The following is a 22,018-nucleotide window of genomic DNA, read 5'->3' as shown; positions in this document are numbered from 1 at the left end:
GTTTGCGAAAAAAAGTCGGCATTACCCATACGAATAAGACCCTAGCAAGGACTGACCCGACTATTTCTAATGAGTTCATTTCTCAATAGCTGATCCAGGATTTACTCTACAGACGGTAATGCGAACTTTTTTTCAGGAACTGCCGACGTGACCGACTCCACCACTGAAACCGATAGTCCGGCGCAAATCCGACGCACGGCGCTGTACCTGACTCTGGCGCAGGTCCCAGAGGGCAAAGTCGTGAGTTACGGTCAGCTCGCCGAGTTGGCGGGACTGGGTCGCGCCGCCCGCTTCGTCGGGCGGACACTGAGCCAACTGCCGGGCGACAGCAAATTACCCTGGCACCGCGTGCTCGGCGCCGGCGGGCGTATCAGCCTGCCTGCAGGCAGCCCTTCGGGGGATGAACAACGCGCGCGTTTGCGCATGGAGGGCATCAGTATCCTGAACAATCGTGTTGATATTCAGCGCCATGGCTGGCGCCCGGTAGAGCACAGCGGTTAGAGTGCGCGCTTTGTTTCCGTATTTCTTGAGGCAGACTCCAGCCCATGCCCCGTAAAACCTGGCGCGCCGCGCTCGCCGCCTATGCCAGCCCCTCGACGCTTGTACTGTTGCTGCTTGGTTTCGCCGCCGGCCTGCCCTACATGCTGGTGTTTTCGACACTTTCGGTCTGGCTGCGCGAAGCTGGTGTAGCGCGCGAAACCATTGGCTATGCAAGCCTGATAGGCCTGGCCTACGCCTTTAAATGGGTCTGGTCACCGCTGCTCGACCAATGGCGCCTGCCATTGCTCGGCAAGCTCGGTCGCCGACGTTCCTGGCTGGTGCTCTCCCAGGCACTGGTCATTCTCGGCCTGATCGGGATGGGTTTCTGCGACCCGCAAAAGCATTTGTCCTGGCTGATCGCCATTGCCGTGGTCGTTGCTTTCGCCTCGGCGACGCAAGACATCGCGGTCGACGCCTATCGCCTGGAAATCGCCGACGACACCCGCCAGGCCGCGCTCGCCGCCAGTTACATGTCTGGTTATCGGATCGCCGCGCTGCTGGCCACCGCCGGCGCCCTGTTCTTCGCTGAAGGCTTCGGCTCCACCGGTTTCAACTATAAGCATTCGGCATGGGCCGGCACCTACATCCTGTTCGGCGCCTTGATGGTTCCAGCGCTGCTGACCTCCTTTTTCATGCGCGAACCGCCGGTGCCGCTACGCACGCAGCTTCAGGCCGGGCGCTACAGCTTTGTGCATCAACTGGCGTCGGTGTTTGTGCTGATCGTGCTGCTGGTTTCCGTGCCGGCCATGTTCACTCAGTTGTACAACACCGATTTCGCCAGCGTACTGTTCGAAGGCGTGAGCGTGCTCGACCTGCTGCTCGAAGACCGCGCGTTCCTGCGGGCGATCCTCTACACCACCCTCACCGCTATATGCCTGTCGGCCATTGGCCGCCGCGGCCTGGCGCCGGTGCTGACGCCGATCAACGACTTTATTCTGCGCTACCGTTGGCAAGCGTTCCTGCTGCTTGGGCTGATCGCCACCTATCGGATGTCCGACACGGTCATGGGCGTGATGGCTAACGTGTTCTACATCGACCAGGGCTTCACCAAGGATCAGATTGCCAGCGTCAGCAAGATCTTTGGCCTGATCATGACCCTGGTCGGCGCCGGCATGGGTGGCCTGCTGATTGTGCGCTTCGGCATCTTGCCGATTCTGCTCATCGGCGGCATTGCATCAGCCGGCACCAACCTGCTGTTCCTGATGCTCGCCGACATGGGCGCCAACCTGAACATGCTGATCCTCACTATTTCCCTGGATAACTTCAGTTCGGGCCTGGCGACCTCGGCGTTTGTCGCCTACCTGTCGAGCCTGACCAACTTGAAGTTCTCGGCGACCCAGTACGCCCTGCTCAGCTCGATCATGCTTTTGCTGCCACGCCTGATCGGCGGCTACTCCGGGGTCATGGTGGAGAAATTCGGTTATCACAATTTCTTCCTGATCACTGCCCTGCTGGGCGTTCCGACGCTGCTGTTGATCGCGCTGCACTGGTTCCAGGAAAGTCGCCGCGAAGGCCCGACGCCAACGCCGACACCCGAACCGGTTCCGACCCAGGTCGCGGAAGAATCGTAGGTTCTTCAGCAGGAAGCAGCGCAGAGGGCGGGGGGATTCCCGCCCTCCCGCCACACCCCGCCGACCGCACGCCTGTACGCCAGCAGATCTCGCCCGTACAATGCTCAGTCATTTCTCGTCATCAGCAACCGACAACGGCCAACCATGCGCACCAGTCAATTTTTGCTCGCCACACAGAAAGAAACGCCTTCCGACGCGGTCGTGATCAGCCATCAGCTGATGCTGCGCGCCGGCATGATCCGCAAACTCGCCTCGGGCCTGTACACCTGGCTGCCGATGGGCTTGCGAGTAATGCGCAAGGTCGAAGCCATCGTTCGTGAAGAAATGAACGCCGCGGGCTCTCTCGAAGTGTTGATGCCGAGCACCCAACCGGCTGAGCTGTGGCAGGAATCCGGTCGCTGGGAAGAATACGGCCCTGAATTGTTGCGCTTCAAGGATCGCCACGGTCGCGATTTCTGCGCCGGCCCGACTCACGAAGAAGTCATCACCGACCTGATGCGCAACGAGTTGAGCAGCTACAAACAGCTGCCGATCAACCTGTACCAGATCCAGACCAAATTCCGTGACGAAATCCGTCCACGCTTCGGCTTGATGCGCGGTCGCGAATTCATCATGAAGGACGCCTACTCCTTCCACGCTGACCAGCCATCGCTGCAGGTCACCTACGACCGTATGCACCAGGCGTATTGCAACGTGTTCACCCGCCTGGGCCTGAAATTCCGCCCGGTTGAAGCCGACAACGGCTCGATCGGTGGTGCAGGCTCCCACGAGTTCCACGTACTGGCCGAATCCGGCGAAGACGATATCGTCTTCAGCAACGGTTCCGACTATGCGGCGAACATCGAGAAAGCCGAAGCCGTGCCACGCGAAACTTCCCGCGCCGCACCTGCCGAAGAGCTGCGCCTGGTCGACACGCCGAACGCCAAGACCATCGCGCAACTGGTCGAAGGCTTCAACCTGCCGATTGAAAAGACCATCAAGACCCTCGTGGTTCACGCTGAAGAGAAAGGCAAGCTGATTGCCCTGATCATCCGTGGCGACCACGAGCTGAACGAAATCAAGGCCGGCAACCAGCCAGGCGTTGCCAGCCCGCTGGTCATGGCCTCCGAAGCCGAACTGCGCGACGCCATTGGTGCCGGCGCCGGCTCCCTGGGCCCGCTGAACCTGCCGCTGCCAATCATCATCGACCGTTCCGTTGAATTGATGAGCGACTTTGGCATCGGCGCCAACATCGACGACAAACACTACTTCGGCGTGAACTGGGAGCGTGATCTGCCGGTTCCGACCGTTGCCGACCTGCGCAACGTGGTCGCCGGCGACCCGAGCCCGGATGGCAAGGGCACCCTGGAAATCAAGCGCGGCATCGAAGTCGGGCACATCTTCCAGCTGGGCAACAAGTACAGCAAAGCGATGAAGTGCGAAGTGCTGGGCGAGAATGGCAAGCCAGTCACCCTGGAAATGGGTTGCTACGGCATCGGCGTTTCCCGCGTGGTGGCTGCAGCCATCGAGCAGAACAACGACGCCAACGGGATCATCTGGAGCGACACGCTGGCCCCGTTCCAGATCGCTCTGGTACCGCTGCGCTACGAAACCGAACAGGTTCGCGAAGCCACCGACAAGCTGTATGCAGAATTGACGGCCGCCGGCTTCGAAGTACTGCTGGACGACCGCGACAAGAAAACCAGCCCGGGCATCAAGTTCGCGGACATGGAGCTGATCGGCATTCCTCACCGGATCGTGGTCAGTGACCGCGGCCTCGCCGAAGGCAATCTTGAATACAAGAGCCGCACCGAGCCCGAAGCGCAAGCGCTGCCGGTCGCAGACGTGCTGGCCTTCCTTCAGTCCCGTATCCGCCGCTGACACCAGATAGAGAAGTCATGTTCAAGCGAAACACCTTAGGCCTCGGTGGTGCCGCCCTGTGCGGCACCCTGCTGGTCAGCGGCTGTGCCAATCACATGTCACAACGCAGCGAGCACGAGGAACGTGTCGAGCGTAAATTGCTCGACCACAGCCTGCAGATCGATGTCGGCGAGCCAAAGGTGCTTGAGCTGCCGCAACGTCGGGTGAAGATCCACGAGCAAAAGACTTTCGAAGTCACTGAATTCGAAGTCACACGCCACTACGACCGCTACACGCCTTACCAACCCTGGCGGGAGGCTTACGAGATCCCGCTGGGTGCGGTGGCCGTGGTGGCCGGTGTCGGTGCGAACGTGGTCAACGTGTTCGCCCTCGGCAACCTGCCGGACAGCGTGACGAAAGACTGGTTGAGCTACGGTTTCGCCGGGCTCAACCCGTTCATGAACGTGCAGTCTCATGGTCGCGCGCAACAGAACCTGGCGGGAATCGACGAGGTCCAGCTCGACAAGCGCACCGAATACTCAAGCCTGCCATGGAGCGAGCGTCCGGTTGAGGTCAAGGCCGGCAAGGAAACGTTCGAGATGAGCACCGACAAAAACGGTGTATTGCGCGTAAACCTGCTGGACAGCCCGTTCGCCGAACACGACATCAATCATCTGAGCCGGCTGCTGATCAGTGTCCAGGATGCTCAGGACGAGGTGCACACCAATTCGTCCCTGGCGGTCAGTAGCTCCTTGCGCGGTAAGCTGCTCGAAGCTCACGGGCTGATTTACGACGACCTCGAAGACGACGAAGTGAGCCAGTGGGTACACCGGGTCAAACGTTTGTCGGAACTGGGCCTGGAAGAGGAAGCCACCGAGCTGGAACAAAGCCTGATCGAACTGACGCGCAACGATCCCGAGTTGCAGACCGAATTCCTCAAGTCATTGACCAAGGATGCCGGGCGACTGGTCGCGGATCCGGGACCGAACTAAAAGCCAAAAAGCTTCGTCAAACCGCTTTCGCGAGCAAGCCCGCTCCCACAGTTGACCGCATTCGTCTGAACAACGCGGTCAACTGTGGGAGCGGGCTTGCTCGCGAAAGCGGCCTGACATTCACAACAGCACCAAAACCCTGCCACTACCGTTCAAACAACTCCATCTGCTCAAACCCACCCCGCAAATCCTCCAGCCGCACCCCAATCCCCAGCAACCGCACCGGCTTCCCGCCACGATTGAACGCCTGGGTCAGCAACAACTGATAGCTCCCCAAATCCCGCCCTGCCCCGGCCTGCTCCAGTGTGGTCTGGGTGAAGTCATGGAATTTCACTTTGACGAACGGCTTGCCCGGTCGATAGCTGCTGTCGATTCGCGCCATGCGGCCGGCCAGGGTTTCCAGTAACTCGGGTAATTTATCGAGGCAGCTCACCAAATCCGGCAAGTCCACGTCGTAGGTGTTTTCGACACTGATTGACTGCCGACGACTGTCGTTGTGCACCAATCGGTCATCGATCCCACGGGCGAGGCTCCAGAGTCGCTCGCCGAAGCTGCCGAATTCGCGCACAAGTGCCAACTTGTCCCATTCGCGCAAATGCGAACAATCGACGATGCCAAGTCGGCCTAATTTGTCTGCGGTCACTTTGCCAACGCCGTGCAGCTTGCTCACCGGCAAACCACTGACAAAATCCTCGACCTGATCCGGCGTAATGACGAACAAGCCGTTGGGCTTCTTCCAGTCGCTGGCGATCTTGGCCAGAAACTTGTTCGGCGCAACGCCCGCCGAAACGGTGATGTGCAGTTGATTAGAGACGCGACGGCGAATGTCTTGGGCGATCCGCGTGGCGCTGCCACCGAAATGCGCGCTGTCAGACACGTCGAGGTAGGCCTCATCCAGGGAAAGAGGCTCGATCAAGTCGGTGTAATCGCGAAAGATCGTATGAATTTCCTTAGAGGCTTCTCTATAGGCATCCATGCGTGGCTTGACGATGGTCAGGTCAGGGCACAGCTTCAAGGCATGTCCGGAAGACATGGCCGAGCGCACCCCATAAGCCCGCGCCTCATAATTGCAGGTGGCGATCACTCCACGTCGATCCGCAGAACCGCCCACTGCCAGAGGCTTCCCGGCCAGGCGCGGGTCGTCACGCATCTCGATGGCGGCGTAGAAGCAGTCACAATCGACGTGGATGATTTTTCGCTGCGTCATATAAAAGCAGTGTTCATGGTGAAGAAATGGCGTACTGGCGAGTCAGATTGGCAGTATCTCACTGACACCTGTATATAGCACCAGTACTCTGAATGTTCTTTTCTACTTGTAGGAAAAGTGCCGATGAATTTATTTTCCTAATCGAAAAGCTTCACCCGATAGAGCTGAAAGCCTTGCCATACCGACCTTACAGCCAATCACTCAGCCCTATTTTTGAGCTAAGCGATTGAACGGGAAGAGGTTTTCTCTGGATTGAAGGTTGACAGCCTGCCGATCCTCTGTAGAATGCCGACACACAGACGCGGGATGGAGCAGTCTGGTAGCTCGTCGGGCTCATAACCCGAAGGTCGTCGGTTCAAATCCGGCTCCCGCAACCAAACATCAAGAAAGGCTACTCGAAAGAGTGGCCTTTTTTGTGCGCGCCTCTTTTGTAAAAGCGAGATAGCAAGAGCGGGCAACGGCTAACGGTGCAGGATTGAAAAATCGTTCTGATTCCGAAACTTAAGTCTCCCCCCATGACCGCTCACCGCTCATTTACGCTTATTTGACCCTATTCAGGATTAACGCTAGACACTCCGGCGTTCGTCTGTAGAATGCCGCCACACAGACGCGGGATGGAGCAGTCTGGTAGCTCGTCGGGCTCATAACCCGAAGGTCGTCGGTTCAAATCCGGCTCCCGCAACCAAACATCGAAAAAGGCTACTCGAAAGAGTGGCCTTTTTTGTGCGCGCCTCTTTTGTAAATCTGAGCATGGATACGAGCGGGTAACGGCTGACAGCGCGAAAATTAGAAATCGTTCTGATTCCGAAACTTAAGTCTCCCCCATGACCGTTCGCCGCTCATTTACGCTTATTTGACCCTATTCAGGATTAACGGTTGACACTCCAGCGTTCGCCTGTAGAATGCCGCCACACAGACGCGGGATGGAGCAGTCTGGTAGCTCGTCGGGCTCATAACCCGAAGGTCGTCGGTTCAAATCCGGCTCCCGCAACCAAACATCAAAAAAGGCTACTCGAAAGAGTGGCCTTTTTTGTATCCGTTGAAAAAGTCCTTTCGCAACAATGATCTGCCACTGTGTAGCGAGCCGTTCGGGTTCACCCATGCTCTGAGCCCAGACTATGCTGAGCCACAGACACAGAACCCTCTACGACTGATGACGTACCATCGCCGATAGCCGGTGAGAGGCGTTAATATTTGTGATTATTTTTTTCTACAGGGATTGGTAACTTGGCTGGATACCCCCATCCTGTCGCGCACAATCCAAGAGGTGATTGATGCGCGCCAACTCGTCTGATTCACAAGACACCGTCACAGCGACACAACCGCTCAAGGCCGAGCGTGTGCGCTTGCTTGATCGAATCAGCAAATACCGTCAGCCCATCGGCCTGGCCGTCACTTTGCTGTTGTTCGCTATCGCGCTGATTGCCTGTCGCCACCTGCTGAGCGAACTCGATCTGTACGCTCTGCACGACTCGATTCTCGACGTTCCGAAACCGGCATTGTTGGGTGCGCTGGGCGCGACCGTGGTCGGCTTCATCATTCTGCTGGGCTACGAATGGTCGGCCAGCCGCTACGCGGGCGTGGCACTGGCGCCACGAATCCTGGCCCTGGGAGGCTTCACCGCCTTCGCCATCGGCAATGCAATCGGTCTTTCGATGCTCTCGGGGGGCTCGGTTCGTTACCGTTTATATGCACGCCATGGCCTGGGCGCTTCTGAAGTCGCTCACATGACGCTGTTCGCCAGCCTCTCGCTCGGCTGCGCCCTGCCCCCACTGGCCGCCCTCGCCACCCTCAGCAACCTGCCTGGCGCCTCTGCCGCCCTGGGCCTGTCCGAGATGTTGCTGGGTGTCATCGCCCTGGCCGTTTTGCTGCTCTTCAGCGTACTGGCCATCGGCATCTACCGCCGCCGCCTGCCAGAGCAACCTTACCCGGACAACCTGCTGGTCAAGGTCGGACGCCGCACCTTGCGCCTGCCGGGCCGACGCCTGACGTTCCTGCAACTGATCATCACGGCCCTGGACGTTGCCGCCGCGGCAACCGTGCTCTATCTGTTGCTGCCAGAAGCGCCTCCCTTCGGCGCATTCCTGCTGGTGTACCTGCTGGCCCTGGCCGCCGGAGTGCTCAGCCACGTTCCCGGCGGCGTCGGGGTATTCGAAGCGATTCTGCTGGCCGCCTTCTCCAACACCCTCGGCGCTGCGCCACTCGCTGCCGCCCTGCTGCTCTATCGCCTGACCTACGTGGTGTTGCCATTGCTGGTGGCCTGCGTATTCCTGCTGATCAACGAAGGGCAGCGCCTGTTTCAATCGCGCCAGTCCTTAAGGGTTGCATCCGGTCTGGCCGCGCCGATTCTGGCGGTGCTGGTGTTTCTGTCCGGCGTGGTGCTGCTGTTCTCCGGCGCCACCCCGGAAATCGATACACGCCTGGAACACATCGGCTTTCTGATCCCGCATCGACTGGTCGACGCTTCGCACTTCGGTGCCAGCCTGATCGGCGTGCTTTGCTTGCTGTTGGCTCAAGGGCTGCGCCGCCGCCTATCCGCCGCCTGGATGCTGACCACCATCTTGTTGCTGGTCGCTGCCCTGCTCTCTCTGCTCAAGGGCTTCGATTGGGAAGAAGCCTGCTTGCTGACGCTGACTGCGAGCTTGCTGGGGGTTTTCCGCAGCTCGTTCTATCGCCCCAGCCGCCTGACCGAGGTGCCGTTCTCGCCGCTGTATCTGGTGGCGAGCCTGTGCGTACTCGGGGCGTCGATCTGGTTGTTGCTGTTCGCCTATCAGGACGTCCCGTACAGTCATCAGCTCTGGTGGCAGTTCACCCTCGACGCCGATGCCCCGCGTGGCTTGCGCTCGCTGCTCGGCGCCGCGGTGCTGCTGGTGGTGGTGTCCCTGACTTGGCTGCTGCGCACCGCACGCCCGGTGATCCATCTGCCAACGGCCGATGAACTGGACCGCGCGGTAAAGATCCTGATGGCCTCCGCACAACCGGATGGAGGCCTCGCCCTGACCGGTGACAAGGCGTTGCTGTTTCACCCCAACGACGAGGCGTTCCTGATGTACGCGCGTCGTGGTCGCAGCCTGGTGGCCTTGTATGACCCGATCGGCCCGACCCAGCAACGGGCGGAAATGATCTGGCAGTTCCGCGACCTCTGCGACATCCACCACGCCCGCCCTGTGTTCTATCAAGTGCGCGCCGAGAACCTGCCGTACTACATGGACATCGGCCTGACCGCGATCAAACTCGGCGAAGAAGCCCGTGTCGATCTGCATCGCTTTGATCTCGAGGCCAAAGGCAAAGAGATGAAAGACCTGCGCTACACCTGGAACCGCGGCACTCGCGATGGCCTGTCGCTGGAGATCTTTGATCCAGGGCAAGCACCGATGGAAGAACTCAAGGTAATTTCAGATGCCTGGCTGACCGGCAAGAACGTGCGCGAGAAAGGCTTCTCCCTCGGTCGTTTCAGCGATGATTACCTCAAACATTTCCGCGTCGCGGTGATTCGTTTCGAAGGGCGCCCAGTGGCGTTCGCTAACCTGCTCGAGACTTATGGTCATGACCTGGCCAGCCTCGACCTGATGCGCGCGCACCCGGATGCCCCCAAGCTGACCATGGAGTTCATGATGGTCGGCCTGATTCAACATTATAAAAATCATGGATACGCGCGCTTTAGCCTGGGCATGGTGCCGTTGTCGGGGTTGCAACCCCGCCGTGGTGCCCCACTGACCCAGCGTCTGGGTTCGATGGTTTTCCGCCGTGGTGAGCAGCTCTACAACTTTCAAGGCTTGCGCCGTTTCAAAGACAAATTCCAGCCTGACTGGGAACCCCGTTATATGGCCGTGCCCGCCGGACTCGATCCGCTGGTTGCCCTGGCCGACACTGCTGCCCTGATTGCGGGCGGCTTGACTGGATTGGTGAAACGCTGATGATTCAACGCTCCCTGCGGTACGTACTGGCCACACTGGTAGTGCTGGCCCTGATTCTCGGTGGCGGCTACTGGTACCTGAAACGCCCGGCACCCGAACCGACCCTCGAACAGCTGACGCCAGCCGATGGCGCCGCGATGACCCGTGTCATCCCCGGCAACACGCCACGCGCCCAGGTGCTGGTGGCGGTCAATGAGGACCAGAAGCTCAGCAACAAACAGTTGATGACCTTGAGCCGCACCGGTTCGGCGCAGATTGTTCAGGTGATCCTGCCCAAAGACTGCCTGCTGCAAAGTCGCGCCCTGCAATCGGCCCTCAGAGAACTCAAAGGCCCGGCGACCCTGGTCAGCGGCATCGGCCCCGGCGCCGTGCTGGCGTGGCGCTGGTTGTCCGAGCAGAAGAACGACAAGGCTCAAGCCGTCTCGGTGGACCTGGCCCTGGAAAAACCAGGCTGCACTCACCTGCTACCGAAAAGCGCCGCTCACGGGCACTGGCTGGTGGCCTGGAACGACAACCCGGACGACACCAGCGCCGGCTTCGTGCGCGACCAACCCAACGCCGAAACCAGCATCAGCGACTACGACATCAACCTGCCGCAAGTGCTGAACAACGAACTGCGCAAGATCCTCGTTGGCGGCGATAAAGCCGCCGGCGGCCTGCAGATCCCGGTAGTCGAAGTGCCCGCCGGCCAAGCCAAGGACACCGTGACCCTGTTCCTGTCCGGTGACGGTGGCTGGCGCGACCTTGACCGCGACGTAGCGGGCGAGATGGCGAAGATCGGCTACCCGGTCGTCGGCATCGACACCCTGCGCTACTACTGGCAACACAAGAGCCCGGAGCAAAGCGCCCTGGACCTCGCCGAACTGATGCAGCACTACCGGCAGAAATGGGGCACCAAGCGCTTCATCCTGACCGGTTACTCGTTCGGCGCCGACGTCCTGCCGGCGATCTACAACCGCCTGGAGCCATCGGAGCAGCAACGCGTCGACGCAATTATCCTGCTGGCCTTCGCCCGCACCGGCAGCTTCGAAATCGAAGTCGAAGGCTGGCTCGGCAACGCCGGCAAAGAAGCCGCCACCGGCCCGGAAATGGCCAAGCTGCCGCCGGAGAAAGTGGTGTGCATCTACGGTGAAGAGGAAGTCGACGAGAGCGGCTGTACCGACAAGACTGCGGTTGGAGAGGCGATGAAACTGCCTGGCGGTCATCACTTCGACGAGAACTACCCGAAACTGGCACAGCGGTTGGTGGACATCATTGAGAAGCGCCAAGCGAAGGAGACGGCGGCGCAGGAGTGATCTGAGTCCCGCCTACGAAAAAGCCCCCGCAACCTTAAGGTTGCGGGGGCTTTTTTACATGAACAAACATGAAGCGCTACCAGCGAGCCTGACTTCATGTAGATGTTCTGTGGTTCCAAGACTAAAGCTGAACATCAATCCACGTTACGTCGTCTTCAACAGCAATAAAGTCGCTATCTGGAGCAGCCAGCAAGCTGCTTTGCTGAGACTTCGTTAACTCCGCCCAGTAGCCATCGGTTACGAATACCAGTCGCTCACCGACGGTCAATGGGTGAAAGACAAAGTCAGGGTCTGGGGCACGATTAACCTTCAGGCATCGGGTTACCCTGTTTCGAGCCGGATCTTGCGCCAGCTCACAGTGCGAACGGTCGCGCCTCCAATTAGCCTTGCAGTGAGGCGGCGTAATCCACTCGATCGTGCCTGTCGGTGTCACTACACCGCACGAACAGTCCCCATCATACGCAAGCGTGAGCTTCCCATGAGCAGCAAAACCGATCAGGTAACACGTAGTTCCTGTCTGCTGCGCATACAAAGTGGGGTGAAGCTCGGCCAGCACTGAACCAAGTACTTGCTCAACTGCTCCATGCTCAGTGATATCACCCTCCCGATCCATGTGTTTCGGGTAGGCCGCTAAAACACCTCTTACGAAACATTCAGCCAGTTGGCCACTGCCGGGCTTCGACGTACCGTCCGTGATGACGAACAGCCCTCTGTCGCCGTCGCACAGCGCTCCAGCACAGTCATGATTGGCTTTCCTGGTCCGTCCGATGACTGACCTGCTCGTGTATCTCATGCGCTGCCCAGATCCTTCATGCGCATGTGGATGATTCGCCCTCTACCTGGATTCGCCTGCACCGAGCCCGAGCTTTCAATCACGTAGTCGATACCACTGAGCGCCGTGAGCTTTCGAATTCCAGTCGTAATGAAGCCCTTGAGCTCAGGCTCAGCCTGGCGAACTTCTTCCAAAAGTTCTGTACGACCATCAATCAAGATAATGATGTCTTCGACGTCTTTGTGGTACGGATCACCCTCACCGCGACCGCTAAAGGCCTCTAGCTTCGTCGCAAGAAAGTAGGTCGGTTTAAATATCTGGATGACCGTACCGCTGGGCAACGTAAATTTATCAGCCCTCGACAGCCCCTCCACGAACCAACGATTGGCATATCCGAGAACTGCAGGATCAGAAGGCATCACATCAACGACGACGTCGTTGAAGCGGAAACGACAGTTAACTTCATCCTCACCGGAGATCTTGAAGTTCTTGGCCGCCAGCCGTTCTGTGAGGCGTTGCCAGGCGCTAATACCTGCCAGTTCGATCACCAAGTCAACATCATCGGTGAAACGAATGTCGTCCAGCACTGAAGCGTCAGTAACCAGCATGGCCGTGGTGCAACCGCCGACGAAGGCAACCTCAGCGAGAAACTCCTCCCCCAAGCCGTCTGCAACAAACTCTATGAGCTCATAGTTGTGATCAGCATTTGATGACATGTTATTTCAGCCCCATCCCTGCTTTTAGAATGCCAACCGCCACACCACACTCTCGCGGGCCGCCAAGACGGATCGCATCAACAAGCGCTAGATAGTGATAAAGGATTCTGTCCTTCTTCACCGCTTCCGGCACAGTTTTGTAGAGCGGCTCTATCGCCTGACCACGCTCAGTTCCGAGTGCATCAGGCCAAACCGGAATCAGCCCGCCAGCGCTCTTGATGCTTTTGGACAGCGCGGGTGCGGCGAAGCCGGTTGGAATACCGCGAACCATTGCGCCCGGCTTCACGGGGAAAAAGTATTTCAGAGCGTGCTCGGTGATTTTCAGCAGCTCTCGCCGATTAACTTTCGCAAGCCCGGTGTCGTAGTCATTGGTCAGCAATCCAGACTCGCGACATCTTGCCATGGAGTTGGAAATCTCACTTTTGCTTAGCCCAAGAGACGCTGACAACGCACGCAACGAGTAAGCTTCACTCCAGCCCGTCAGCGACGCAGAAGGGACGGATTCCGACCACCCCTCCCATCCATCCTCCTCGCCCAAGGGTGAGTCGAACTCCCGGCGGTGGAATACCACGTCTTCACCACCAGTAAGGTAGGTGGCTAGCGACTCCCCCACTCGCCCCCCTGCCGGCATTCGATTTATCTGCTGGGGCTTCAACAATTCCTCAACCCTGTTCGAATTCGACTCAGATTCCATCTTCCCAAAGAGGTTTTCTTCCTGGGCGTGCAGGCTGGCCATCTTGAACAAAAGCAAAACATCTTGACTCTTCATGAAGCTAGAAACTCCAAGTGTCCACATTCCATAAAACGTGGACACTTGTCTCATTGAAAATGTCGAACCGTCAAGCCCTTCCGATACATATCAGGTTTCACTGAGAAACCTGCCCCGCCGCGTTTAGTTTTGTTTACTTCAAGGTGTCGCAATATCGGATGACACCCGCAGACCTTGTAGGCAAACTCCGAATCTCGCGTTTGGGCACTTTGATGCCTTGTTGCGCTTTTCTTCGACGGGATACTCTCCGGCCGTCGCTGACCATTCAGCGATCGGGTGTGGTAACCCGGCGAAACCAGCGCAACAGCGCCTTCATCCCGAACACAGGCATTTTTATGTCTGCGATTTCGAGTTATGGCGGCTGTGCGTGGGACGCCCTCGGGCGTGCCGGTTTCCTTGGTTCCCGGTTTACCACCCTGCGTACAGCTGCCTCCCTTTCGTGTGGTAACGAAAATGGCAGCTCCTTGAACCCAGGAGAAAAACCATGACCAAAACAAATCCGTCAGAACCTGACGAACTGAAAACCATCGGCTTCACCCCCCTCATCTACTGCTCCAACAAAGCGCTGTTCCATGTCAGTCACGGCGTTCCCCTTGGCGATGCGCTAGCCATGGCTTCTGATTTTCTGTTCCTTGCCAAGGAGCTGACTAAAGACGCTGCCTACGCCCGAGACACCGACCGACATGCCTGGGCCGCGCATTATCTGACTGCAATGAGCAAGGCCGTGATTGATGATGTGGTGAAGGTACTGACGCCCCCACCGCCACCTGCCCGGACAAAAGCTGAATCTAAAAAATAGCGGCCTGAACGCGCATTGCCTTCAGGGAAATGCGCCGCCCACAAAAAAGCCCCCGCTGCCTTCATGGCAACGGGGGCTTTTTGTTGTGGGTTACATCTCTACCTGCGTCCCCAGTTCAATTACCCGGTTCAGCGGCAGATTGAAGAAGCGCAAATTGCCGTTGGCGTTCTGCAACATGAAGGCGAACAACCCCTCACGCCAGCGGGCCATGCCTTCGAGTTTGGAAGCGATCACCGTCTCGCGGCTGAGGAAGTAAGTGGTGCGCATCGGACTGAAGTCCAGGTCTTCGAGATGACACAGTTTCAGCGCTTGAGGCACATCCGGCTCGTCGACGAAGCCAAAGTGCAGGATTACCCGGAAGAAACCTTCGCCGTAGGAATCGACCTCGAAACGCCGTGATGCCGGCACCCGCGGGATGTCTTCGTACACCACCGTCAGCAGCACCACTTGCTCGTGCAGCACCTGGTTATGCAGCAGGTTGTGCAACAGCGCATGGGGTACAGCGTCCGGGCGCGCGGTCAGAAACACGGCGGTGCCCTGAACGCGATGCGGCGGTTGCACGGCGATGCTGCTGATGAAAATCGGCAGCGGCAATCCACCTTCGTCGAGACGATCGACCAGCAGTTGCTTGCCGCGTTTCCAGGTGGTCATCAGGACAAACAGCACGATACCGGCGATCACCGGGAATGCACCACCCTGAACGATTTTCGGCACGTTGGCGGCGAAGTACAGGCCGTCCACCAACAGGAAGCCGAACAGCAATGGAACCGCGAGGATCGGCGGCCATTTCCACAGCAGCAATATCACCGCCGCCACCAGAATGGTGGTCATCAGCATGGTGCCAGTCACCGCCACACCATAGGCCGAGGCCAGCGCGCCGGAGGACTCGAAGCCCAGCACCAACAGGATGACGCCGACCATCAGCGCCCAGTTCACCGCGCCGATGTAGATCTGGCCTTGTTCGGCGCTGGAGGTGTGGCGAATGTGCATGCGCGGAATGTAACCGAGCTGGATCGCCTGACGGGTCAGAGAGAACGCACCGGAAATCACCGCCTGGGAGGCGATCACGGTGGCAAGGGTCGACAACCCCACCAATGGAATCAGCGCCCAGCTCGGTGCCAACAGGTAGAACGGGTTACGAGCGGCTTCCGGGTCACCGAGCAGCAGCGCCCCTTGGCCGAAGTAGTTCAGCACCAGTGCCGGCAGCACAAGGATGAACCATGCGCGAGCGATCGGCTTGCGACCGAAGTGGCCCATGTCGGCGTACAGCGCTTCGGCACCGGTCAACGCCAGCACCACCGCGCCGAGGATCGCCACACCCATGCCCGGATGCTGGGTGAAGAAGCGCACGCCCCACACCGGGTTCAACGCTTTCAACACTTCCGGGTGCTGCATGATGCCGTAGGCGCCCAGCGCCCCCAGCACCAAGAACCAGGTGACCATGATTGGGCCGAACAGGATGCCGATCCGCGCGGTACCGTGACTCTGAATCAGGAACAGCGCCACCAGCACGACCAACGACAACGGGACGACCCAATGGTCAATGCCCTCGAATGCCAGTCCCAGGCCTTCAATCGCCGAGAGCACAGAGATCGCCGGCGTGATCATGCTGTCGCCGTAGAACAACGCCGCGCCGATCAGCCCGCAGACCACCAGCAAACTACGCAACTTCGGATGCCCCGCCGCCGCCCGCCGAGCGAGGGCGGTCAAGGCCATGATCCCGCCTTCGCCCTGGTTGTCGGCGCGCAACACGAACATCATGTACTTGATCGACACAACCCAGATCAGCGACCAGAAGATCAGCGCCAGGATGCCCAACACGCCGTCATGATTGACAGGCACGCCATAGCCACCGGAAAACACTTCTTTGAGGGTGTACAGCGGGCTCGTGCCGATATCGCCATAAACCACCCCAACCGCCGCGACCAGCATGCCGATCGGTTTTGCCGCCGAATGCTCAGCGCCCGCCGCCTGACTACTTGCCTGCCCCATCCAAAACTCCTACTACCCAGATCCGGACTTCTTATAAGAAGCACTATGCTTTGCCGTGCAGCATGCACCGTTTTACTTAAGGTTACAGACGATTTATTGACTGTAAAAATTCGGTAAAGCGTAACGGCGCGAAGCATAGCGCAGCACTCGTCGTATTTCCCTGCATAAAGCTGGTCAAGTGCGCCTCTCATCGCTAGAATTGCGCACTTTTTGATCAGAGGCACGCCAAGTGCCCGTTTGTCGCCTTGCCGTCTTCGGCTGGAGGCGTCACAAATACCGAGGTTAGACATGTCCACCACTCCTGCGCCGGCCAATCCAAAAGTTGGCTTCGTATCCCTGGGTTGCCCCAAAGCACTGGTCGACTCCGAGCGCATCCTTACCCAGCTGCGCATGGAAGGCTATGACGTTGTGTCCACTTACGAGGACGCCGATGTCGTGGTGGTCAACACCTGCGGCTTCATCGACTCGGCCAAGGCTGAATCTTTGGAAGTGATCGGCGAAGCCATCAAGGAAAACGGCAAGGTCATCGTGACCGGCTGCATGGGCGTCGAAGAAGGCAACATTCGCAAGGTGCACCCAAGCGTGTTGGCCGTGACCGGTCCGCAGCAGTACGAGCAGGTGGTCAACGCCGTGCACGACGCCGTGCCGCCGCGCCAGGATCACAACCCACTGATCGACCTGGTGCCGCCGCAAGGCATCAAGCTGACCCCGCGCCACTACGCCTACCTGAAGATTTCCGAAGGCTGCAACCACAGCTGCAGCTTCTGCATCATCCCGTCGATGCGCGGCAAACTGGTCAGCCGCCCGGTCGGTGATGTACTGGACGAGGCTCAGCGCCTGGTCAAGGCCGGCGTCAAAGAGCTGTTGGTGATTTCGCAAGACACCAGCGCTTACGGCGTCGACGTGAAATACCGCACCGGTTTCTGGAACGGCGCGCCGGTGAAAACCCGCATGACCGAACTCTGTGAAGCCTTGAGCACCCTCGGCGTCTGGGTTCGTCTGCACTACGTTTACCCGTACCCGCACGTCGACGAGCTGATTCCGCTGATGGCCGCCGGGAAAATCCTGCCGTACCTGGACATCCCGTTCCAGCACGCCAGCCCGAAAATCCTGAAAGCGATGAAACGCCCGGCCTTCGAAGACAAGACCCTGGCGCGTATCAAGAACTGGCGCGAAATCTGCCCGGACCTGATCATCCGTTCGACCTTCATCGTCGGCTTCCCCGGCGAAACCGAAGAAGACTTCCAGTACCTGCTGAACTGGCTGACCGAAGCGCAGCTCGATCGCGTCGGCTGCTTCCAGTATTCGCCGGTCGAAGGCGCACCGGCCAACTTGCTGGACGCGGCCATCGTGCCGGACGACGTCAAGCAAGACCGCTGGGACCGCTTCATGGCGCACCAGCAAGCCATCAGCTCGGCACGCCTGCAAATGCGCGTCGGCCGTGAAATCGAAGTGCTGGTCGATGAAGTCGACGAGCAAGGCGCGGTTGGCCGCTGCTTCTTCGATGCTCCGGAAATCGACGGCAACGTGTTCATCGACAACGGCAGCAACCTGAAACCAGGCGATAAAGTCTGGTGCAAAGTGACTGACGCCGACGAATACGACCTGTGGGCTGAACAGATCTAAACGCAAAAAATACGAAAAGCCCCGCTCTCTTGACGAGATGCGGGGCTTTTTTACGTCTATCGTTTTGTGAGGAAAGGATTCTCGACATTCACAGGAAAAGGGGCAGCCGGCCATGCGCCAACATTCGGTCATCCACACGCCGAAACAGAGCGACTACGAAGAGCTCACTCAGGTCTGGGAAGCCTCGGTGCGCGCCACCCACGACTTTCTGCCGGACAGCTACATCGAATTGTTGAAGAATCTGGTGCTGACGCGCTACCTCGATGCGGTGATGCTGATCTGCACCAAAGACCCGCGCCAGCGCATCACCGGGTTCGCCGGGGTTGCGGCGGGCAAGATCGAAATGCTCTTCATCGACCCGGCTCACCGCGGCCAGGGCCTGGGCAAGCAATTACTGCGCTATGCGATGGAACATTTGAACGCCGATGAACTGGACGTCAATGAGCAGAATCCGCAGGCCTTGGGCTTTTACTTCAAACAGGGCTTCGAGGTGATCGGCCGTTCGGAAGTCGATGGCATGGGGCAGCCTTATCCGTTGCTGCATATGCGTTTGCGTCAGGCACAACAACGTACGCGCAACGGCTGACACACAGAACAACTGTGGGAGCGGGCTTGCTCGCGAATGCGGTGGGTCATTCAGCAGAGAAATTGACTGATCTACCGCTTTCGCGAGCAAGCCCGCTCCCACAAAAAGCCACACGGCGCAAATGGAGCCGGGATTAACCGGCGCCAGGCAGGTACAATGCCCACCCCTTTTTTGTTACGGCCCTGTCATGACTGACCCGATTCGTCTCTCCAAACGCCTCATCGAACTCGTCGGCTGTTCCCGTCGGGAGGCTGAGCTGTTCATCGAGGGCGGCTGGGTCACCGTGGACGGTGAAGTCATCGACGAGCCGCAGTTCAAGGTCGAGAACCAGAAAGTCGAGCTTGATCCCGAAGCCAAGGCCACTGCGCCGGATCCGGTGACCATCCTGTTCAACGTACCTGCGGGCATGGATGCGGAAACGGCCATGGCAACGATCAGCGCCGAGACCTTGAGCGAAGAACACCGCTTCAGCAAACGTCCGCTCAAGGGCCACTTCCTGCGCCTGACCGCCAGCACCGACCTGCAGGCCAACGCCAGCGGTCTTTTGGTGTTCACCCAGGACTGGAAGATCCTGCGCAAACTCACGGCCGACTCCGCCAAGATCGAGCAAGAGTATGTGGTCGAAGTTGAAGGCGACATGGTGGCTCACGGCCTCAACCGCCTGAACCACGGCCTGACCTATAAGGGCAAGGAACTGCCGCCGGTCAAAGCCAGCTGGCAGAACGAAAACCGCCTGCGTTTTGCGATGAAGAACCCACAACCGGGCGTCATCGCCCTGTTCTGCCAGGCCGTCGGCCTGAAGGTTGTCGCCATCCGCCGCATCCGCATTGGCGGCGTGTCCATTGGCAAAGTGCCGTTGGGGCAATGGCGTTACCTGTCCGGCAAAGAGAAGTTCTAAGACTTTTCACGCCGCCACACATTTTGGCGCCGCTGTTTACGCGGCGCCCACTGCTGAATATCAGGATTGCACACCATGATTCATAACGACGTACTGCGCAGCGTGCGCTACATGCTCGACATCAGCGACAAGAAAGTCATCGAGATCATCAAGCTCGGCGGCATGGACGTGGCCCTGGAAGACCTGGTGACGTACCTCGACAAGAAAGAGGAAGACGAGGAAGGCTTCGTACGCTGCCCGGATGAAGTCATTGCGCATTTCCTCGATGGCCTGGTGATTTTCAAGCGTGGCAAGGACGAAAGCCGTCCACCACAGCCGATCGAAGTACCGGTGACCAACAACATCATCCTGAAGAAACTGCGTGTGGCTTTCGAACTGAAAGAAGACGACATGCACGCCATCCTCAAGGCTTCCGAGTTCCCGGTGTCCAAGCCTGAGCTGAGCGCGCTGTTTCGCAAGTTCGGCCACACCAACTATCGCCCGTGCGGCGACCAGTTGCTGCGCAACTTCCTCAAGGGCCTGACCCTGCGCGTGCGTCCGCAGTAAATCGTCCCACCCTCTGTAGGAGCAAAGCTTGCTCGCGATAGCGTTTTCGAGATCGCCATCGCCAGCAAGCTGTGCTCCTACAAGGGACGGCGTCGCAAAGCTGTATAGCGCTTCATTCCTCGCAAAAATAGTGGCTCCGCTTCCGGCGGCTGACGACTAGGGTGTATTGACCCTCAGCTCTCAGGATTCGCCATGCACCCGTACTTTTCCCTGCAAGGCCGCACCGCCCTGGTGACCGGCGGCACCCGTGGTATCGGCAAAATGATCGCCAAGGCTTATGTCGAGGCCGGCGCCACCGTGTACGTCTGCGCCCGGGATGCCGAAGCCTGTCAGCAAACGGCTGATGAATTGAGCGCATTCGGTCGTTGCCACGCAGTGGCGGCCAATCTGGCCACCGAAGAAGGCGTGCTTCAACTGGCGACGCGACTGGGCGAGCAGATCACTCATCTGGATATTCTGGTGAACAACGCCGGCACCACGTGGGGCGCGCCGCTGGAGAGCTACCCAGTCAAGGGCTGGGAAAAGGTCATGCAGCTGAACGTGACCTCGGTGTTCAACTGCATTCAGCAGTTTTTGCCACTGCTGCGCAACGCCGGTTCGGCAGCGAATCCTGCGCGAATTATCAATATCGGTTCAGTGGCGGGCATTTCGTCCTTCGGCGAGCAGGCTTATGCCTACGGGCCGAGTAAAGCGGCCCTGCATCAACTGTCGCGGATTCTCGCGCGGGAGCTGGTGAGCCAGCACATCAACGTCAACGTCATCGCGCCGGGGCGTTTTCCGAGCAAGATGACTCAGCACATTGGCAATGATGAGCAGGCGCTGGCCGACGACACGGCGTTGATTCCAATGAAACGCTGGGGCCGGGAGGAAGAGATGGCGGCGCTGGCGATCAGTCTGGCGAGTACGGCTGGGGCGTATATGACTGGGAATATTATTCCTTTGGATGGTGGGTTCAGCCTTTAATCCGTGGTGCGGCCTTCGCGAGCAAGCCCGCTCCCACACTGGATCTCCTGTGGCCGCGCCATTTGTGGCCAGCATCAATCCAGTGTGGGAGCGGGCTTGCTCGCGAAGGCGACCTGTCAGTCACCGCAGACCCGAGGATCAATCGGGTATCATGCCCACCCTCACCCCGCCTCGACCCCAGACCATGACCTACAGCGTTTCCCCCATCGGCTTCGTGCGCTCCTGTTTCAAGGAGAAGTTCGCCATCCCGCGCCAGCCACAACTGGCCCCGGCCGCTCGCGGCGTGCTGGAACTGGTGGCGCCGTTCGATCAGGGCGATGCGGTGCAAGGTCTGGAACAGGTCAGCCACGTGTGGCTGCTGTTCCTGTTTCACCAGGCCCTGGAAGAAAAGCCACGACTGAAAGTGCGCCCTCCTCGTCTCGGCGGTAACAAATCCATGGGTGTGTTCGCCACCCGCGCGACGCATCGACCCAATGGCATCGGCCAATCCGTGGTGAAGCTGGACAAGGTTGAAGCCAATCGCCTGTGGATATCCGGCATTGACCTGCTGGACGGCACGCCGATTCTCGACATCAAACCCTACGTACCTTACGCCGATATCATCGATACAGCCTCCAACCGCATCGCCAGCGCTGCGCCGCAGCTGATTCCCGTGCAGTGGGCGGATTCAGCGCTGCAACAGGCTCACGGCCATGCTCAGCGCCTCGAAGAACCGTTAGTGGAGCTGATCGAGCAATGTCTGGCACAAGACCCACGTCCGGCGTACCAGATTCCTACACCCGAACGGGAATACGGCGCGCAGTTCTGGGACCTGGATGTGCGATGGCATTACCCCACGCCTGACCTGATCCGCGTTCTCGAAGTCATTCCCGCGAACGTCTGAACGCCAAAAACGAAAAAGCCCGCGCTGCCTTTACAGGCAACGCGGGCTTTTTTTGGTCACCACCAAACCAATGTGGGAGCGAGCCTGCTCGCGATGGCGGCGTAACA

Annotated in this window: 17 protein-coding genes and 3 tRNA genes; 16 read left to right on the top strand and 4 right to left on the bottom strand. The window is 58.9% G+C overall.

All coding sequences use genetic code 11. From position 1 onward, the window contains the following. The first annotated feature begins 147 nt into the window (after positions 1–147). From KW848_RS06095 to KW848_RS06080, 4 genes are all read left to right on the top strand, one after another. Positions 148–501: an MGMT family protein gene (locus KW848_RS06095; protein WP_008153938.1), complete on the top strand. Its 354-nt coding sequence runs from the start codon at positions 148–150 to the stop codon at positions 499–501. Between the two features lie 44 nt (positions 502–545). After that, positions 546–2,111: an AmpG family muropeptide MFS transporter gene (locus KW848_RS06090; RefSeq protein WP_008153940.1), complete on the top strand. Its 1,566-nt coding sequence runs from the start codon at positions 546–548 to the stop codon at positions 2,109–2,111. 144 nt (positions 2,112–2,255) lie between these two features. Then, the gene (locus KW848_RS06085; RefSeq protein ID WP_111450970.1) at positions 2,256–3,971 is read left to right on the top strand and encodes a proline--tRNA ligase; all 1,716 of its coding nucleotides are present in this window, start codon (positions 2,256–2,258) and stop codon (positions 3,969–3,971) included. Between the two features lie 17 nt (positions 3,972–3,988). Then, positions 3,989–4,942, top strand: a complete 954-nt coding sequence (locus KW848_RS06080) for a hypothetical protein (protein WP_218536316.1) — start codon at positions 3,989–3,991, stop codon at positions 4,940–4,942. A 145-nt stretch (positions 4,943–5,087) separates the two neighbouring features. On the opposite strand, the gene dinB is transcribed toward KW848_RS06080, so the two are convergent. Further along, positions 5,088–6,149 carry a DNA polymerase IV gene (gene dinB, locus KW848_RS06075; protein WP_008153950.1) on the bottom strand — a complete coding sequence of 354 codons (1,062 nt, stop codon included), beginning with the start codon at positions 6,147–6,149 and terminating at the stop codon, positions 5,088–5,090. Positions 6,150–6,449: 300 nt separating this feature from the next. On the opposite strand from dinB, the gene KW848_RS06070 reads away from it, so the two are divergent. The 5 genes from KW848_RS06070 (at position 6,450) to KW848_RS06050 (ending at position 11,361) form a co-directional block, all read left to right on the top strand. Beyond that, a tRNA-Met gene (locus KW848_RS06070) sits at positions 6,450–6,526 on the top strand. Positions 6,527–6,757: 231 nt separating this feature from the next. Next, positions 6,758–6,834, top strand: a tRNA-Met gene (locus KW848_RS06065). 232 nt (positions 6,835–7,066) lie between these two features. Further along, positions 7,067–7,143 (top strand) — tRNA-Met (locus KW848_RS06060). A gap of 280 nt (positions 7,144–7,423) precedes the next feature. Next, positions 7,424–10,066 (top strand): bifunctional lysylphosphatidylglycerol flippase/synthetase MprF, encoded by a 2,643-nt coding sequence (gene mprF / locus KW848_RS06055; protein WP_218536315.1) that lies wholly within the window; start codon positions 7,424–7,426, stop codon positions 10,064–10,066. Further along, positions 10,066–11,361 carry a virulence factor family protein gene (locus tag KW848_RS06050; RefSeq protein WP_111450973.1) on the top strand — a complete coding sequence of 432 codons (1,296 nt, stop codon included), beginning with the start codon at positions 10,066–10,068 and terminating at the stop codon, positions 11,359–11,361. Before mprF ends, KW848_RS06050 begins: the two co-directional genes overlap by 1 nt. Before the next feature lie 789 nt (positions 11,362–12,150). On the opposite strand, the gene KW848_RS06045 is transcribed toward KW848_RS06050, so the two are convergent. Both KW848_RS06045 and KW848_RS06040 read right to left on the bottom strand, forming a co-directional pair. Beyond that, positions 12,151–12,849 carry a hypothetical protein gene (locus tag KW848_RS06045; RefSeq protein WP_218536314.1) on the bottom strand — a complete coding sequence of 233 codons (699 nt, stop codon included), beginning with the start codon at positions 12,847–12,849 and terminating at the stop codon, positions 12,151–12,153. A gap of 1 nt (position 12,850) precedes the next feature. Further along, positions 12,851–13,618, bottom strand: coding sequence for a MarR family transcriptional regulator (locus KW848_RS06040; RefSeq protein ID WP_223527945.1), 768 nt, complete (start codon positions 13,616–13,618; stop codon positions 12,851–12,853). Positions 13,619–14,102: 484 nt separating this feature from the next. Between KW848_RS06040 and KW848_RS06035 the strand changes: the two genes are divergently transcribed. Further along, positions 14,103–14,417, top strand: coding sequence for a DUF3077 domain-containing protein (locus tag KW848_RS06035; RefSeq protein ID WP_218536313.1), 315 nt, complete (start codon positions 14,103–14,105; stop codon positions 14,415–14,417). A 90-nt stretch (positions 14,418–14,507) separates the two neighbouring features. Here the strand turns inward: KW848_RS06035 and KW848_RS06030 are convergent, their stop codons facing one another. Next, on the bottom strand, positions 14,508–16,409 hold the full coding sequence (locus tag KW848_RS06030) for a potassium transporter Kup (RefSeq protein ID WP_218536312.1): 1,902 nt from the start codon (positions 16,407–16,409) through the stop codon (positions 14,508–14,510). A gap of 288 nt (positions 16,410–16,697) precedes the next feature. Here KW848_RS06030 and rimO point away from each other — a divergent pair, with 288 nt between their 5' ends. The 6 genes from rimO to tsaA all read left to right on the top strand — a co-directional run bounded on the left by rimO (position 16,698) and on the right by tsaA (position 21,911). Beyond that, positions 16,698–18,035, top strand: coding sequence for a 30S ribosomal protein S12 methylthiotransferase RimO (gene rimO, locus KW848_RS06025; RefSeq protein WP_008153968.1), 1,338 nt, complete (start codon positions 16,698–16,700; stop codon positions 18,033–18,035). Between the two features lie 112 nt (positions 18,036–18,147). Then, positions 18,148–18,621 carry a GNAT family N-acetyltransferase gene (locus KW848_RS06020; protein WP_134101705.1) on the top strand — a complete coding sequence of 158 codons (474 nt, stop codon included), beginning with the start codon at positions 18,148–18,150 and terminating at the stop codon, positions 18,619–18,621. 187 nt (positions 18,622–18,808) lie between these two features. Next, positions 18,809–19,519 (top strand): rRNA pseudouridine synthase, encoded by a 711-nt coding sequence (locus KW848_RS06015; RefSeq protein ID WP_218536311.1) that lies wholly within the window; start codon positions 18,809–18,811, stop codon positions 19,517–19,519. 75 nt (positions 19,520–19,594) lie between these two features. After that, entirely contained in the window at positions 19,595–20,065 is a 471-nt protein-coding gene (locus tag KW848_RS06010; protein WP_008153972.1) for a DUF1456 family protein, read from the top strand. 192 nt (positions 20,066–20,257) lie between these two features. Further along, complete coding sequence (locus KW848_RS06005; RefSeq protein ID WP_218536310.1) at positions 20,258–21,028, top strand: SDR family oxidoreductase; 771 nt, start codon at positions 20,258–20,260, stop codon at positions 21,026–21,028. A gap of 184 nt (positions 21,029–21,212) precedes the next feature. Further along, entirely contained in the window at positions 21,213–21,911 is a 699-nt protein-coding gene (gene tsaA / locus KW848_RS06000) for a tRNA (N6-threonylcarbamoyladenosine(37)-N6)-methyltransferase TrmO (RefSeq protein ID WP_218536524.1), read from the top strand. The last annotated feature ends 107 nt before the right edge of the window (positions 21,912–22,018 follow it).

Origin of the sequence: Pseudomonas sp. PDM25, from assembly GCF_019219045.1 — a bacterium.
Classification (GTDB): Bacteria; Pseudomonadota; Gammaproteobacteria; order Pseudomonadales; family Pseudomonadaceae; genus Aquipseudomonas.
The sequence above is the reverse complement of the archived record's forward strand: the minus strand, read 5'-3'. Positions and strand labels throughout refer to the sequence as shown.